Annotated in this window: 14 protein-coding genes; 8 read left to right on the top strand and 6 right to left on the bottom strand. The window is 68.4% G+C overall.

Annotated features, from left to right (window positions below; all coding sequences use genetic code 11):
- The first annotated feature begins 87 nt into the window (after positions 1 to 87).
- Positions 88 to 1,929, top strand: a complete 1,842-nt coding sequence (locus G6N61_RS30800) for an HNH endonuclease signature motif containing protein (protein ID WP_163918349.1) — start codon at positions 88 to 90, stop codon at positions 1,927 to 1,929.
- Here G6N61_RS30800 and G6N61_RS09835 read toward each other — a convergent pair.
- The gene (locus G6N61_RS09835) at positions 1,916 to 2,404 is read right to left on the bottom strand and encodes a PIN domain-containing protein (protein WP_163918350.1); all 489 of its coding nucleotides are present in this window, start codon (positions 2,402 to 2,404) and stop codon (positions 1,916 to 1,918) included. The genes G6N61_RS30800 and G6N61_RS09835 overlap by 14 nt on opposite strands.
- 90 nt (positions 2,405 to 2,494) lie before the next feature.
- Here G6N61_RS09835 and G6N61_RS09840 point away from each other — a divergent pair, with 90 nt between their 5' ends.
- The 4 genes from G6N61_RS09840 to G6N61_RS09855 all read left to right on the top strand — a co-directional run bounded on the left by G6N61_RS09840 (position 2,495) and on the right by G6N61_RS09855 (position 7,054).
- Entirely contained in the window at positions 2,495 to 2,908 is a 414-nt protein-coding gene (locus G6N61_RS09840) for a glutamyl-tRNA amidotransferase (RefSeq protein WP_163918351.1), read from the top strand.
- Positions 2,909 to 2,984: 76 nt separating this feature from the next.
- Positions 2,985 to 4,550, top strand: a complete 1,566-nt coding sequence (locus G6N61_RS09845; protein ID WP_163918352.1) for an ATP-dependent DNA ligase — start codon at positions 2,985 to 2,987, stop codon at positions 4,548 to 4,550.
- Positions 4,551 to 4,610: 60 nt separating this feature from the next.
- Complete coding sequence (locus G6N61_RS09850) at positions 4,611 to 6,917, top strand: carbon starvation CstA family protein (RefSeq protein ID WP_163918353.1); 2,307 nt, start codon at positions 4,611 to 4,613, stop codon at positions 6,915 to 6,917.
- Positions 6,917 to 7,054: a CstA-like transporter-associated (seleno)protein gene (locus tag G6N61_RS09855; protein ID WP_372481314.1), complete on the top strand. Its 138-nt coding sequence runs from the start codon at positions 6,917 to 6,919 to the stop codon at positions 7,052 to 7,054. Before G6N61_RS09850 ends, G6N61_RS09855 begins: the two co-directional genes overlap by 1 nt.
- On the opposite strand, the gene G6N61_RS09860 is transcribed toward G6N61_RS09855, so the two are convergent.
- A complete protein-coding gene (locus G6N61_RS09860; protein WP_163918355.1) occupies positions 7,051 to 8,304 on the bottom strand; it encodes a cytochrome P450 in 1,254 nt (417 codons plus the stop codon). The two genes, G6N61_RS09855 and G6N61_RS09860, sit on opposite strands and share 4 nt — an antisense overlap.
- A 58-nt stretch (positions 8,305 to 8,362) precedes the next feature.
- Here G6N61_RS09860 and G6N61_RS09865 point away from each other — a divergent pair, with 58 nt between their 5' ends.
- Positions 8,363 to 9,859 (top strand): acyl-CoA carboxylase subunit beta, encoded by a 1,497-nt coding sequence (locus G6N61_RS09865; protein WP_163918356.1) that lies wholly within the window; start codon positions 8,363 to 8,365, stop codon positions 9,857 to 9,859.
- 9 nt (positions 9,860 to 9,868) lie between these two features.
- Complete coding sequence (locus G6N61_RS09870) at positions 9,869 to 11,521, top strand: acetolactate synthase large subunit (RefSeq protein ID WP_163918357.1); 1,653 nt, start codon at positions 9,869 to 9,871, stop codon at positions 11,519 to 11,521.
- Here the strand turns inward: G6N61_RS09870 and G6N61_RS09875 are convergent.
- Complete coding sequence (locus G6N61_RS09875) at positions 11,500 to 12,639, bottom strand: 3-ketosteroid-9-alpha-monooxygenase, oxygenase component (RefSeq protein ID WP_163918358.1); 1,140 nt, start codon at positions 12,637 to 12,639, stop codon at positions 11,500 to 11,502. The two genes, G6N61_RS09870 and G6N61_RS09875, sit on opposite strands and share 22 nt — an antisense overlap.
- A 66-nt stretch (positions 12,640 to 12,705) precedes the next feature.
- Between G6N61_RS09875 and G6N61_RS09880 the strand changes: the two genes are divergently transcribed.
- Entirely contained in the window at positions 12,706 to 13,356 is a 651-nt protein-coding gene (locus tag G6N61_RS09880; RefSeq protein WP_163918359.1) for a TetR family transcriptional regulator, read from the top strand.
- On the opposite strand, the gene G6N61_RS09885 is transcribed toward G6N61_RS09880, so the two are convergent.
- The 3 genes from G6N61_RS09885 to G6N61_RS09895 are packed head-to-tail and all read right to left on the bottom strand — an operon-like array spanning position 13,301 to position 15,743.
- Positions 13,301 to 14,341 (bottom strand): TIGR03857 family LLM class F420-dependent oxidoreductase, encoded by a 1,041-nt coding sequence (locus tag G6N61_RS09885; RefSeq protein WP_163918360.1) that lies wholly within the window; start codon positions 14,339 to 14,341, stop codon positions 13,301 to 13,303. The two genes, G6N61_RS09880 and G6N61_RS09885, sit on opposite strands and share 56 nt — an antisense overlap.
- Positions 14,338 to 14,712, bottom strand: coding sequence for a nuclear transport factor 2 family protein (locus G6N61_RS09890; protein ID WP_163918361.1), 375 nt, complete (start codon positions 14,710 to 14,712; stop codon positions 14,338 to 14,340). Before G6N61_RS09890 ends, G6N61_RS09885 begins: the two co-directional genes overlap by 4 nt.
- Positions 14,709 to 15,743 (bottom strand): phosphotransferase, encoded by a 1,035-nt coding sequence (locus G6N61_RS09895; protein WP_235887471.1) that lies wholly within the window; start codon positions 15,741 to 15,743, stop codon positions 14,709 to 14,711. Before G6N61_RS09895 ends, G6N61_RS09890 begins: the two co-directional genes overlap by 4 nt.
- Between the last annotated feature and the right edge of the window lie 24 nt (positions 15,744 to 15,767).

Raw genomic sequence — 15,767 nt, forward strand, 5'->3', positions numbered from 1 at the left:
TTGAAGAACAACTCGCCGTACACCAAGGGGCCGACACAGCGGCCGCTCTCGGGTTGAGTCATCCCCAATGCCGACTTCATCCACGGCGTGGTCAGCATCGGTTTTTGGTGCCCGGTGGTGTCTGCCCTTCGCCCTATAATCGAATGTATGTTCGATCGGTTCGCCACCGCCTTCGACGCCTCCGGCACCGTCGGGGAATGGGCGCGGGTCGAGGCCGCAGCCACCGCGCGTCGACTCGCCGCGATGGTCGTGCTCTTGGACCAGGCCTACGCCGCCGACGGGTCGGCCGATCGGGAGCAGTGGTACCTGGACAACTGGGGAGCCGTCGCTGCGGAGATCGGGGCCGAGCAGAACATCACTCAAGGCGCTGCATCGCATCAGCTGTTGATCGCGACCGCGCTGCGGGATCGGCTGCCCGAGGTCGCCAAGCTCTTCGCGCAGGGACTGGTGTCGTACCGTGTCGTGTCGGCGATCACGACGCGCACCGCCCTGGTCCGAGACCGAGCCGCCCAGCGGGCGGTCGACAAGGCGTTCGCTGACGTCTTGACCGAGTGGGCGCCGATGTCGGAGGAGAAGCTGAACACCGCCGTTGATGCGATCGTCGCCGAGCACGACCCCCACGGTGTCTATCGCACGAAGCTCACCGCGAAGGGCCGCAACATCCAGTTCGACTACGACGGCTCGGGCACGGCCACGATGTTCGGCACCCTGTTCGCCACCCACGGCAAGACCTTAGAGAAGCGCTTGAACGTCCTGGCCCACACCGTGTGCCCGGGTGACCCGCGGACCGTCGAGCAGCGTCGCGCCGATGCCGTCCACTCGATCACCCACGCCCTCGACTACCTGCCGTGCCTGTGTGGAAGCGATGACTGCCAAGGACCCAAGACGCCCCCGAAGGGCAATGCGGTGGTCTATGTCGTGGTGAACGAGGACACCCTCGACGAGAACTCCGACGCCGCGAAGGCACACGATGCCGCGCTCGACGGCGAACCCGAGCCGCTATTCGACAAGCCCCTGTCGGAGATCACCACGTGGGACGAGTTGGGCGGCAACCTAAACGACACCGATGACGGGAGGGCGGAAGTTGCCACCGCCCACGACACAGGCGCGGGCGCGGCAAATGACCAACAGGACATTGGCCCCGAACCGGGCGTCGAGGACGACGCCGAACCCGCGGACCAGCATGGGTTGGGGAGCGACTCTTGCGACGACGCCGCCGACCACGCCGCGGATGACGCGCTAGGTTCGAGCGACCACGTCGAGACTGCTGCCTCGATTAACCTTGAATCCCCCGCCACCCGCCCCGGCACCATCATCGGCGGCCCATTCCTCCCCGGCGCACTGGCCCGCCGCTTCGCGCTCACCGCGAAGATCCACAAGGTCCGCCACCCCGGCGACAGTCCACCAGAACCCCGCTACACCCCATCGCGCCGACTCGCCGAATTCGTCCGCTGCCGAGACATGACCTGCCGCTTCCCCGGCTGCAGCGAACCAGCCACAAACACCGACATCGACCACACCATCGCCTGGCCGATCGGACCCACCTGCGCGTCGAACCTCAAATGCCTATGCCGTCGACACCACTTGCTCAAAACCTTCTGGGGCGGACCCACCGGCTGGCGCGATCGACAGCTCCCCGACGGCACCATCATCTGGACCTCACCCCACGGCCGGACCTACGTCACCGAGCCGGGCAGCAAGCTGCTGTTCCCCAGCCTCTGCACGCCCACCGCACCAGTCACGATCACTGATGAAGCCAGAACCGAAGTGTCACAACACAACCCTGGCCTCACCATGCCACGCCGAAAACGCACCCGCGCCCAAGACCGCGCCCAACGCATCGCCGACGACCGCCGACTCAACCAGGAAGAGGCGGCCCTCGCGGCAGCAAGTGTCGCGCCCCCACCCGTCTGGGTCAATTGGCCATAAGCCGGTGGATCGGAACGCCCGTGTCAGTGAGAACGCGCGCCACCGTGCCGCAGCCGGCGACGAGTTCGACCTTGACGCCGGCGGCCTGCCACTCCCGCACGGATGGCGCGAAGACGTGATCACCCGAAGCCACGATGACACGCTCGTAACACCGCTTCGCCCAGCCGATGTCAGCGACGCGCAGCAGCGCGCGGTCGGCACCGTCGCGGCCTCGACCGGTGAGCAGACGGATCCCCGGCGGCAACGACTCCGATGCGGCGAACGCCCGCGACCCGTCTACCGCCACCACCACGCCGTCGTCGTTGTAGACGCCGACCCGGTCCTCGTAGAGATCCCAGATCCTGCGAACGGCACGCGGCGTGACATGTCCGCGCGGACAGAGGTTCTCGAGGTCGATCAAGTGGAATGTCCGCGGCAGCGGACGCCGGTGCCTGCCGCACGGTTGCTGTCGTCTGCGTTGCTTCGGTGTGGTCATCGATCCCCCCAGGTCGTTGGAGCGACAGGATGCCAGCGACCACCGACAAATGAGATGACACGAACGAAAGCGAGGTAGCACTATGACCGGATGACCGAGCCAGCGACGACGTGGCGCGAGACGCTGCGCGCCCAACTGCTCACGGCGCGCAAGCAGCGCGACCAGACGAGGGTCTCCGCCCTGCGCTGCGCGCTGAGTGCGATCGACAACGCCGAGACACCCGACGCCGAGACGCCAGACGCCCAAATCCCGCGCGAAACGGCACCCGTCGTGACACCCGACGGCGCGATCGCCGGGGCCGGGTCCGGTCTCGGGTCCACCGAGGTTGCCCGGCGGCAGCTGACCGACGCCCAGATCCGGGCGCTGCTTCGGGCAGAGGTCGACGAACGCCTGAGGGCTGCCGAGCAGTTGGAGGACAACGGCGCCGAGGAGCGTGCCGCGGCGGTGCGGTCCGAAGCCGACGTTCTGACCGCAGTACTCGCTGACGGGTCCGCGCCGGGCTAGCCGCCCGCGACCGGCTGGGCGCCCACGTCAGCCGGCCCGCTCCCGCGATGTCACACCGCCGTGCCAGTCTGGAGGCGTGTTGCTTCATGACGTCGCCGCGGCGTCGGTCGACGTCGGCGCGGTGTCATCACGCTCGGCGAAGATCGCCAGGATCGCCGAGCTGCTGACGGCTGCGGCGGCCCCATCCGACCCCGCCGACCCAGCCATCCCCGCCGACACGACCACCCCCGCCATCGTGGTCACCTGGCTTTCGGGCGACCTACCGCAACGGCAGATCGGCGTCGGTTGGGCCGCGTTGCGCTCGCTGCCCGCGCCTGCCGCCGAACCCACGTTGACCGTCACCGGGGTGCACGCCACCTTCAGCGAGATCAAGGCCGTCGCGGGCAAGGGCTCGCAAGCGCGCCGCGCCGAGCTGCTCGCCGGACTGTTCGGCGCAGCCACCGACGTCGAGCAGACGTTCCTGCGCCGACTGCTCGGCGGCGAACTGCGCCAGGGCGCGCTGGTGGGCGTCATGGCCGACGCCGTCGCCAAGGCCGCCGGCCTGCCCGCTCCTGGCGTCCGCCGGGCGGCAATGCTCAGCGGCGACCTCGCCACCGTGGCCGCCGCCGTCCTCACCGAGGGCGCCGACGCACTCGACCGGTTCACCCTGCACGTGGGCACACCCGTCGGCCCCATGCTCGCGCAGACGTCCACCGGCGTGGCGCACGCGCTCGAGAAACTCGGTGGCACGGCCATATTCGAGGCGAAGCTCGACGGCGCCCGCGTCCAGATCCACCGCGACGGCGACGACGTGTCGATATACACCCGCAGCCTCGACGACGTCACCGACCGCCTGCCCGAGGTCGTCGACGCCACGCTCGCCCTGCCCGTGCACGCGCTCATCGCCGACGGCGAAGCCATCGCGCTGCGGCCCGACGGCCGGCCCGACCGCTTCCAGGTGACCGCATCGCGGTTCGGCTCACGCGGCACCAGGGACGCCGCGACGCAACCGCTGTCGGTCTTCTTCTTCGACCTGCTGCACCTCGACGGGGTCGACCTGCTCGACGCCTCCACCACCGACCGGCTCACAGCCCTCGACTCGATCGTGCCCGCCTCCCAGCGGGTCGACCGACTGTTCACCGACGACGCCGACGCGGCCGAGGCGTTCCTCAAGGCCACGCTCGACGCCGGCCACGAGGGCGTGATGGCCAAGGCGCCGTCGTCGCCGTACGAGGCGGGCCGGCGCGGCGCGGGCTGGCTCAAGGTCAAACCCGTCCACACGCTCGACCTCGTGGTGCTCGCCGTCGAATGGGGCTCGGGCCGCCGCACCGGCAAGCTGTCGAACATCCACCTCGGCGCCCGCGACCCCGACACCGGCGGCTACGTCATGCTCGGCAAGACGTTCAAGGGCATGACCGACGAGATGCTCGACTGGCAGACCGCGCGCTTCACAGAACTCGCCACCGGGCCCACCGACTCCTACGTCGTCCCCGTCCGACCCGAACAGGTCGTCGAGATCGCCCTCGACGGCGTGCAGGGGTCCACTCGCTACCCCGCGGGGATGGCGCTGCGCTTCGCACGGGTGGTGCGTTACCGCGACGACAAGCGTCCCGAGGAGGCCGACACCGTGGACACCGTGCGGGCACTCTACGACCGCCCCTGAACGACGCACCAAACGGGGCGTTCTCGCCAATCCCCAGAGCCACGATGACAGGATCGCCCTATGGCTGCATCACCACCCACGCCCCGGGCCACCACGTCGGAGCGCACCGAAGAGACCGTCGGCGACATCACGTACGTCCGCAATAGCGCCGACCTGCCCCCGGTCGCGATCATCGACCGCTCACCGATCACCCTGAAGCACAAGATCGTCTTCGGCGTCATCGCCATCATCGGCGCGGTCGCGTGGGCCGTGATCGCCTTCTTCCGCGGGGAGACGGTCAACGCGGTCTGGTTCGTCATCGCCGCGTTCTGTACGTACGTCATCGGCTTCCGGTTCTACGCCCGGTTGATCGAGATGAAGATCGTCAAGCCCCGCGACGACGTCGCCACCCCTGCCGAGATCTTCGAGAACGGCACCGACTACATGCCCACCGACCGGCGCGTGCTGTTCGGTCACCACTTCGCGGCCATCGCCGGCGCAGGCCCCCTGGTGGGCCCGGTGCTCGCCATGCAGATGGGCTACCTGCCCGGCACCATCTGGATCATCATCGGCGCGTTGGTCGCCGGCTGCGTGCAGGACTACCTGGTGCTCTCGATCTCGGTGCGCCGCCGCGGTCGCTCGCTGGGCCAGATGGCCCGCGACGAACTCGGCACCATCGGCGGTGTCGCCGCGATCGTCGGCGTGCTGGTCATCATGGTGATCCTGCTGGCAGTGCTGGCGCTCGTCGTCGTAAACGCCCTCTCCGAGAGCCCATGGGGCGTCTTCTCCATCGCCATGACGATCCCCATCGCGATCTTCATGGGTCTCTACCTGCGCTACCTGCGGCCCGGTCGGGTATCCGAGGTCTCGCTGATCGGCGTCGTGCTACTGCTGCTCGCCGTCGTCTCCGGCGGCTGGGTTGCCGAAACGGCGTGGGGCGCCGACTGGTTCACCCTGTCGAAGGTCGCGCTGTCCTGGTGCATCATCGCCTACGGCCTCGCTGCCTCGGTGCTGCCGGTGTGGTTGCTGCTCGCCCCCCGCGACTACCTGTCCACCTTCATGAAGGTCGGCACGATCGTGCTGCTGGCCATCGGCATCCTGCTGGCCCGCCCGATCATGGAGGCGCCCGCGGTCTCGTCGTTCGCCGCCAGCGGCACCGGCCCGGTCTTCGCCGGGTCGCTGTTCCCGTTCCTGTTCATCACGATCGCGTGCGGCGCGCTGTCGGGTTTCCACTCGCTGATCTCCTCGGGCACCACGCCGAAGCTGCTCGAGAAGGAAAGCCAGATGCGGCTGATCGGCTACGGCGGCATGCTGACCGAGTCGTTCGTGGCGATCATGGCGCTCATCACCGCTGCGATCCTCAACCAGCACCTGTACTTCACGATGAACGCGCCTGCCGCATCCACCGGCACCACCGCGCAGACCGCCGCCGACTACGTCAACGGGCTCGGCCTGTCCGGCCCGCCCATCACTGGAGCGGAGATCGATGCTGCCGCCGAGAGCGTCGGCGAGGAGTCCATCGTCTCCCGCACGGGCGGCGCACCGACGCTGGCGTTCGGCATGTCCGAGGTTCTGCACCAGGTGTTCGGCGGTGAGGCGCTGAAGGCGTTCTGGTACCACTTCGCGATCATGTTCGAGGCGCTGTTCATCCTCACCACGGTCGACGCCGGCACCCGGGTGGCGCGCTTCATGCTCTCCGACGGCCTCGGCAACCTCGGCGGCCCGTTCAAGAAGCTGCAGAACCCGAGTTGGCGTGTGGGCGCATGGATCTGCAGCATCATCGTGGTCGCCGCGTGGGGCAGCATCCTGCTGATGGGCGTCACCGACCCCCTCGGCGGCATCAACACGCTGTTCCCCCTGTTCGGCATCGCCAACCAGCTGCTGGCCGCCATCGCGCTGACGGTGGTCACCGTCGTCATCATCAAGCGCGGTCTGCTGAAGTGGGCGTGGATCCCCGGCATTCCACTGGCATGGGACCTCGTCGTGACGATGACCGCCTCGTGGCAGAAGATCTTCTCGGGCGACCCGAAGGTCGGCTACTGGACGCAGCACTTCCAGTACCGCGACGCCAAGGACGCGGGCAAGACGGCGTTCGGCGCCGCCAAGGACGCCGGCCAGCTCGACGCCGTCATTCGCAACACCTTCATCCAGGGCACGCTGTCGATCGTGTTCGCCGTGCTGGTGGTCATCGTGTTCGCCGCCGGTGTCGTCATGGCGCTCAAGGCGATTCAGGGTCGCGGCAGGCCGCTGACCGAGGACGAGCCGGTGCCGTCGCGCATCTTCGCTCCGTCCGGACTGCTGGCCACCAAGGCTGAGAAGGAGGTGCAGAAGCAATGGGACGAGTCACCGCATACGCCCGCCAGATCAGTTGGTACTGGGGGTCACTGATGGGCGACAACCACTATCGCCGCTACGTCGAACACCGCTCGCGCACCCATCCCGGCGATCCGGTGATGTCCGAGCGGGACTACTGGCGCATGCGTCACGATGCCACGGAACGGAATCCGCAGACGCGCTGCTGCTAGCGCAGCGAATACCGGATCGGCAGGTGCTTGAGCCCGCCGACGAAGGTCGTCGCCAGATAGTCGGGCGGGCCGGCGAGTTCGACCGACTCCAACCGCGGTAGCAGCTCGCCGAAGAAGCTGGCGATCTCGAGCCGAGCCAGCGCGGCGCCGAGGCAAAAGTGCACGCCGTAGCCGAACGCGATGTGGCGGTTCGGAACTCGGCCGACGTCGAACGTGAACGGGTCGGCGAATACCTCCTCGTCACGGTTGCCGGAGACGTAGGACAGCAGCACCGACTCCCCCGCGGCGATCGTCACACCGCGAATGACATAGTCGCGCTGCGCGGTTCGCATGAACTCCTTCACCGGTGTCGTCCAGCGCACCATCTCCTCCACAGCCAGCGGCATCAGGGCCGGGTCGTCGCGCAGCCGCGCCAACTGCTCGGGTTGCTCGATGAGCGCGTGCATGCCGCCGGCAATGCTCGCGCTCGACGTGTCGTGACCGGCGGCGGCAATGATGGCGTAGTAGGACACCGTCTCGATGTCCGTCAGCGGCTCGCCGTCGATCGTGGCGTTGGCGATCGCCGACGCCAAGTCCTCGGTCGGGTTGGCCCGGCGCGCCGCGGTCAGCTCGGTGAAGTACTGGAACATCTCGAGCAGAGCCGTCATCTGCTCGGCCATGTCACCGCGCTTGAACTCGTCGTCGTCGCTGCCGAACAGTTCCTGGGTCAGCTTGAGCATCAGCCCGAAGTCGTCCTCGGGCACGCCCAGCAGGGTCATGATCATGTAGAGCGGGTAGTTGACGGCGACCTTCTGCACGAAGTCGCATTCCGGCCCCTCGGTCACCATTGCGTCGACGAACTGCTTGGCCAGTGCGTCGGCGCGATCCTTCAACGCGCGCATGGCCTTTGGCCGGAACCAGTTGGCGCCGATCGCCCGCACGTCCCGGTGCTGCGGGTCGTCCATGTGGATCAGGGTCTTGATGCCGGAGGCGGCTTGTTGCTCGTCGCCCTCCCTGGTCACCAGCACCGGTCGCGGCGAGTTGGTGAACACGTCGTTGGCACGCTCGATCTCGATGATGTCGGCGTGCTTGGTGATCGCCCAGAACGGTGCGTAGTTCGGCACGTCCACCCAGGACACCGGCGCAGTCGCACGCAGGTGGGTGAGCGCGCGGTGCAGGCCCACCTCGTCGGTGTAGGCCAACGGATCGGCCAGTACGGAGGCGGCGGTGACGGGCCTGGCGGCAGCTCGCCCCCCGTCGCCGCCGTGCATGCGGCAGACGCTACAGTAAGCACTTCAGTATGGTCAACGGTCTTGGTGGGAGGACGACGTGGCGAAGGCTTCCGACTGGGACGAGACACTGGCGGACCTGGCGCGGCGGCGCAGCCACACCAAGGCCATGGGCGGACCGGAGCGGGTCGCCAAGCACCACGCCAAGGGCGAGCTCGACGCCCGTGCCCGCCTCGACCGGCTGCTGGACGCGGGTTCGTTCCGCGAACTGGGCACCCTGGTCGGCGGTGACATCGCCGCCGACGGGATCGTCGTCGGCTCGGGCGCAGTGAACGGCACCCCAGTGATGGTCGGCGCCGAGGACTTCACGACGCTCGCGGGCAGCATCGGCCCCGGCGGCAACTCCAAGCGGTACCGCATCGCAGAACTCGCGCTGCGTCATCGCGTGCCGCTGGTGATGTTGTTGGAGGGAGCCGGTTTTCGACCCACCGGCGGCCACTACGGCCGCACCCCGACCGACCTGCTGGCCCAGGCGAACTGCTCGGGCAAGGTACCGACCGTGGCCGCAGTGCTGGGCCCGTCCGCCGGACACGGCGCACTGGTCGCCCCGGTGTGCGACTTCCGCATCATGAGCCGCCAGGGCGCGATCTTCACGGCAGGGCCGCCAGTGGTCAAGGAGAGCACGGGCGAGGAGATCACCAAGGAGGACCTCGGCGGGCCCGACGTCGCGCTGTCCAGCGGGGTGATCCACAACCTCGGCGAAGACGACGAAACCGTGCTCGACGACGTCCGCCGGTATCTGTCGTACTTCCCACCCAGCGCGTGGTCGTACCCCGCGCGACTGCCCGACGACGCGACCACCGCAGCCCGCGCAACCCCCGAGCTGCTCGACATCGTCTCGCGGGACAACAAGCGCGTCTACGACATGCGCAACGCGCTCGACGTCATCCTCGACCGTCCCGACTGGTTCGAGGTGCAGCCGAAGTTCGGCAGGGCGATCATCTGCGCGCTCGGTCATCTGGGCGGCAATCCCGTTGCGGTGGTGGCGAATCAGCCCCGGGTGATGGCCGGCTCGATCGACGCCGACGCCGCCGACAAGGCCGCGCACTTCATCCTGGTCGCCGACTCCTTCCACCTGCCGATCGTCTTCCTGGCCGACAACCCGGGCATGCTGCCCGGTAGTCGATCCGAACGCGCCGGGGTACTGCGCGCCGGGGGCCGCATGTTCGCTGCGCAGACCGCGGCGACCACGCTGAAGTTGCACGTGACCCTGCGCAAGGCATACGGATTCGGCTCGATGGTCATGTCGCTGCTCGGCTTCGACAACCAGGGCGCCACCTACGCCTACCCCGGGGCGACGATGGGCGCGATGAGTGCAGCGGCACTGACCCGCGCCACGCACGCCGAGGAGGACGTGAGCGCCAAGCTGCGCGACGCCGAACTACAGGCCTCCTACCGCTCGGCGGAGCACCTCGGCTTCGACGAGCTGATCGATCCGCGTGAGACACGCGATGCGTTGCTCGCCGGCCTGCATCGCGGTCTCCACGCCAGGCAGGCAGCCGCCGAACCCGTGAGCCGGACGGTCATCCTGCCGTAGCGTGGCAGCATGCCGACTCCTGCCGAACTGATGGTCGAGTGCCTCGAGGCCGAGGGCGTGACGCTGGTCTTCGGCATACCCGGCGAGGAGAACATCCACTTCACGCGGGCGCTCGCCCGGTCCGAGCAGATCCGGTACGTGCTGTGCAGGCACGAGCAGGGCGCCTCGTTCATGGCCGAGATGTACGGCCGGGTCACCGGCCGGCCCGCGGTCGTGTCGGCCACGCTCGGCCCCGGTGCGATCAACATGCAGCTGGGCGTCGCCGACGCGACCACCAACAGCACTCCGCTGGTGGCGATCTCGGCACAGGTCGGACAGAACCGGGAGTACAAGGAGTCCCACCAGTACGTCGACCTGGTGGCCATGTTCGCCCCGATCACGCGGTGGTCCGATGGCGTGCCGTCACCGCTGGCGATCCCCGAGATGTTCCGCAAGGCGTTCAAGCTCGCCGAGACCGAACGCCCGGCCGCGGTGTACCTGGCCATCCCGGAGAACATCGACGCCGACGAGGCCGGCTACGACATCGCTCCCCTGCCACGCAACGTCGTCCGGGCCGAGGCGCCCTCACCGGCACAGGTGGCCCGCGCCGCCGATCTGCTGCGGTCGGCGAAGCGTCCGGTGGTACTCGCCGGCCACGGTGCAGCACGTGCGCACGCCACCGCGCCGCTGGTGCGGTTGTCCGAGGAACTGGGCATCCGGGTGGCCAACACGTTCCACGGCAAGGGCGTGATGCCCGACGATCACCCGAACGGCATGGGCACCATCGGCTTCATGCGGCACGACTACGTGAACTTCGGCTTCGACGACGCGGACCTGGTGATCGCCGTCGGCTACGAACTGCAGGAGTTCGACCCGGTCCGCATCAACCCCGAGGCCGACAAGCCCATCATCCACGTGCACCGGTTCCCCGCCGAGGTCGACGCCCACTACTCCGTCGACGTCGGCATCGTCGGCGACATCGGGGCGTCGCTGGACGCGCTGCGGGAGGCCCTGGCGGGGCACCGCTTCGAGGGCGCCGATGCGGCCGCGCCCGGCGCAGGCCTCCTGAGCGAGGAGTTCGCCCGCGGGCAGGCCGACGCCCGGTTCCCGCTGGCCCCGCAGCGCATCGTCGCCGACACCCGCGCAGCGCTCGGACACGGTGACGTGGTGCTGGTCGACACCGGTGCGGCCAAGATGTGGATGGCACGGCTGTACCCCACCTACGAGGCGAACACCTGCCTGATCTCCAACGGCCTGTCCACGATGGCGTTCTCCCTACCCGGCGCGCTGGGGGTGAAGCTGGCCCGGCCCGACGCCAAGGTGCTGGCGGTGATGGGCGACGGCGCATTCCTCATGAACTCCCAGGAGATCGAAACCGCGGTGCGCGAGCGCATCCCGCTGGTGGTGCTGATCTGGGAGGACAACGGCTACGGCCTGATCGAGTGGAAGATGGACCTCGAACTCGGCGATCACTACTACGTCGGCTTCGGCAACCCCGACGTCGTCGAGTACGCAGAGAGCTTCGGGGCCAACGGCTACCGGATCGAGGCCGCCGACGACCTGCTGCCCACACTGCGCACGGCTCTGGCCGACGACGGCGTGTCGATCATCGCCTGCCCGGTGGACTATTCGGAGAACCTGCGGCTGACGGACCGTCTCGGTCAGCTCGACGGGACGCTCTGAACCATGTTGTCGGCGACCTCCGACTGCCAGAAGTCGTTGGCGTGGGTGGTGTCCACCTCGAGTTCGAACCTGTCGGTCATGTCCGGGGTGACGTCGGCGACGTCGACGTAGAACTGCTCGTACCACCGGCGGTGCTGATACACCGCGCCGTCCTCCTCGGTCAGCAGCGGATTGTCGATGCGCGCCTTGTGCTTCCAGATCTCGACGTCCTCGAGGAAGCCCTCCCCGAACGACTTCGCCATCGAGCCCGCGAGCTTCGCGGCCTTGTCCGCGGGTAGACCCGGGATCGCCTGCACGGCCACACCCCACTGCAGGACGAACGAGTCATGCGTCACCGGGTAGTGGCAGTTGATCAGCGCCACCTCGATGGTGAAGTCGGGCGCCACGTCGTTGTGCAGCCAGTTGATCATGTAGGCCGGGCCGAAGTACGTCGCCTCGGACCGCAACTTCGTTCCCTCCCAGAGCTTCTCGAAGTTGGGCGTCACGTCGGGCCTAGCCCTGGACTCCATGAACTGCGTCGCGGTGTGCCCTTCGATCACGTTCTTGAAGTACGTCGGGTACGCGTGATGGATGTAGAAGAAGTGCGCCATGTCGACGTTGTTGTCGACGATCTCGCGGCAGTGCGAGCCCTCGATCAGGATGCGGTTCCACGACCACGGCGACCACACTCCGTCGGAGTACCCGTCGATCTCGGGCGGGAAGAGTTCCTCCGGCGGCGCCGAGCCCTCGGGGTCGTGCCACACCAGCAGTTGCCCGTTGACCTCGCGGGTGGGCCACCGGCGCGTGCGCGCGAGACGCGGCGTGCGCTTGGCGTACGGCACCAGCGAGCAGCGTCCCGTCGAACCCTGCCAGCGCCAGTCGTGAAACGGGCACGCCAGCGAGTCGCCCTTGACCGTGCCCTGCGACAGATCCCCACCCATGTGCCTGCAGTACGCGTCGAGGACGTGGCGGGCACCGTCGGCGTCGCTGAACACCACCAGCTTGGTGCCGAACGCATCGATCCCGTGCGGCTTTCCGTCGGCGAAGTCCTCGGCCAACCCCAGGCAGTGCCATCCCCTGGCGAATCGCTGCATGGGTGAACCGGTGTCGATCTCCCGAATTGCGTCGGCCTCGGTCATGGGCGTCCCCTTCGTCGACCACCGACACTAAGCGAAATCGCTTAATTGCTCAAGTACCATTCCCCCATGGCCCGGGGCGAGCAGACCAGACACGCCATCCTCGACGCCGCCGAGCGGCTCATCGCGGAGCAGGGCGTCCGGGTACCGCTGCGCGACATCGCCCTGGCCGCGGGGCAACGCAACAACTCGGCGGTGAACTACCACTTCCGCAACCGGCAGGACCTCATCGACGCGATCGTCGTGCGCAGACTCGAGCCCATGGAGCACGAGCGCCGCCTGATGCTCGAGGCACTCGACGCGGATCAGCGGACCGACGTCGACGTGCTGCTGCGGGTCATGGTGCTGCCGCTGCTTCACGTCGACAGCGCCTGCTACGCGCGCTTCCTCCACGCGGCAGCCCACTACCTGCGCACCGACACCGATCAGACCCCGAACTCCGTGTGGCCCGACGTCATGGACGGGCTGGCCCGCGCGGTACCCACCACCGACCACGCGAGCCGCCACCGGCGCGTCGGCGCGGTCGCCACGGCCATGTTCGCCCTGCTGGCCGATCGCGAACACCGGGCGCAGAACGAGCCGGACATGGCCGCGACGGCCGAGGAGTTGATCGCGATGCTGGGGGCGATGCTGACCGCACCCCTCCCGGCCGCGATGGCGGGCGCTAGCTCACGGACTCCCGGTACGCGGCGACGATCGGCGCCAGCTCGTCCGGCGTAGCACCGTGCATGATCACCGCGTCTGCGCCGTAGTCGAACTCCTTGCGCACCCGGTCCACGCACTGGCGTGCCGTACCGGTCGCCGAGGGCTCGAGCCACTCCTGCGGGATCAGCGTCGCGACGTGCTCGATCTGATCGGCGGTGGCCTTGTGATCGATGCCGCCCGGGATGGACTGCACCACCGGGTCGTCCCGGAAACGCTGAAGGACTGCGGGATCCCAGCCGTTGGTCTTGACCAGCAGGTCGCCGTAGCCCTGTAGGTAGGTCGCCAGCCGGGCGACGGTCTTCTTCAGCCGCAGTTCCTCGGGCAGGTGGTCGCCGACCGTCGCGAAGCACGACCACACCCGCACGCTGGCCGGGTCGCGCCCGGCCTGCTCGGCCGCGTCCTTGACCGTCTTGACCGCCCGCTGCAGTGTCTCCGGGGTGAAGTACGTGTGCAGGATGACGTCGTCGAACTCCCGGCCTCCCAAGGCGAGCGTCTGCGGACCGAACGCGACGATCGCCAGCCGGATGTCCTCGTCGAAGTCGGGGTCGAGGAACAGCACCTGGTACTTGCCGATCGGCCCGTCGTGGCCGAAGATCAGCTCCCCGTGCCAGAGCTTGCGCATCACCTGCGCGAAGTCCTCCATCTGCGCGGTGGTGACCGCGGGCACGCCGAACGCGTCGTACATCGCGGCGATGCCCCTGCCGAGTCCCAGGGTGAACCGGCCGCCGGACAGCCGGTGCATCGTCGTCGCCCACGAGCCCGTGATGAGCGGATGCCGGGTGTTGTGATTGGTTGCGGCGGTGGCGATCTGCATCCGTTCGGTGACGGCGAGCGCCGCACCGGTGAGCGACGACGCCTCCTTGACGTTCCACCGCTCGGAGATGAAGCCGGTGCCGAAGCCGAGTTCCTCGCCGCGGCGCGCCTCGTCCATCAGAGTGGCCGGTCCCTCACCGCCGGCACCGGCGAGTAGGTAGTAGCCCAGCTCGTCGAGCACTCTCATCTCCAGACTCCTTGCTTGTAGCCGCAATTCCAGACCTCGGTGATCCTGCCGCCGACCACGCGGAAGATCTCCATGCTGCCGACGGTGGTCTCGGTCCCGTCCTTCAACGACATCGGCGACTGGTACACGATCGCCACGTGTTCGCCGTCGTCGCCGGCAACCACCAGGTTCAGCTCGAAGCGGATGGTCTCGAACATGGCCCAATGATCGACTATTCGCGCCACGGCCTGCTCGTGGGTGAGCACGGTCGCCTCCCCCACGTCGTGTCGGGTGACCGTCTCACCCATCAACTCCTCGGCCAAGGCGAAGTCCCGCTGATTCCACACGACGAGGTTGTACAGCTCGACCACCTCGCGCGCCGACCGCGTCACGGGAAGGCCGCCAGCGCGTCGACGGCGGCGATCGCGGCCACCGCCCGGTCGGTCAGCGTCAGGCACAGTCGTCTCGACCGTTCCGGCAACGCATCCCACCCGGTGAGCGTGATGACCGGCAGCAGCATCAGGTAGACGGCAGCCAGCCGGTAGTGCCGCCACGCGTCGTCGAAGCCGTAGTCGCGCAGCCCCGCGGCGGCCAGGTGGTCGAGGTACTCGCGGACGAGCGCCTCGTCGTGGCCCTCCCGCGCGCCGCTCGGCAGACCCTGGGTGACGAGGTACGCGATGTCCGAAGCCCCGCACCCGCGGGCAGCGAACTGGAAGTCGACGACCTTCATGGCCTCGCCGGAGAAGAACAGGTTGTCCGCGCGGATGTCTCCGTGCAGAAGCATCTCGCGCTCGGTGAGCTGCGCCAGCGCTGTCACCGCCCGTTCGGCGAAGCGTTCGGCGAACGCACCGACGGCGCCAGGAACCGTCGCGTCCGTGTGTTCCCGGTAGACCCGCCAGCCGGGCGCGAACACGGGCAGCAGCAGATCTCGCGCGATCGGGGCGTCCAGGCTCGGGAACGCTTGCAGCACGGCCGGATCCGCCGACGTGCGCGACCACGCGTGCAGGCCGGCCAGAGCGGCGATGCAGGTTCGCGCCCGGTCCATCGAGAGTCCGGCGAGGTGGTCGGCGTTGTCCCAGTTCGAGAGGTCCTCGAGGATCAAGACGAAGTCGGTGCCGACCTCGGCGATGCGGGCCGCGTGCACACGCGGTGTCGCGATCGGGGCATGGGCCGCCACGGTCCGGTAGAACGCCAGTTCCCGGCTATATCCGCCCAGTAGTTCCATGGCACCGCGCGCCTCGGACTGCGCGGGCAACTTGGCGATGACGGTCGCCGGGGCGTGGTCGCCGGTCAGGTGCAATCGGTAGAGCAGCGACGAGAACCCGGTGTCGAGTGCGATGCGATCGCTTCGGACGCCCGTGACCTCGACGCCGAGGGCCTCGGTGAGCCACGCGGCATCGACGCCCTCGATGCCTGATGGCACTGCTGATTGATTGACGATGGGCTC

The organism is Mycolicibacterium arabiense (genome assembly GCF_010731815.2).
Classification (GTDB): Bacteria; Actinomycetota; Actinomycetes; order Mycobacteriales; family Mycobacteriaceae; genus Mycobacterium; species Mycobacterium arabiense.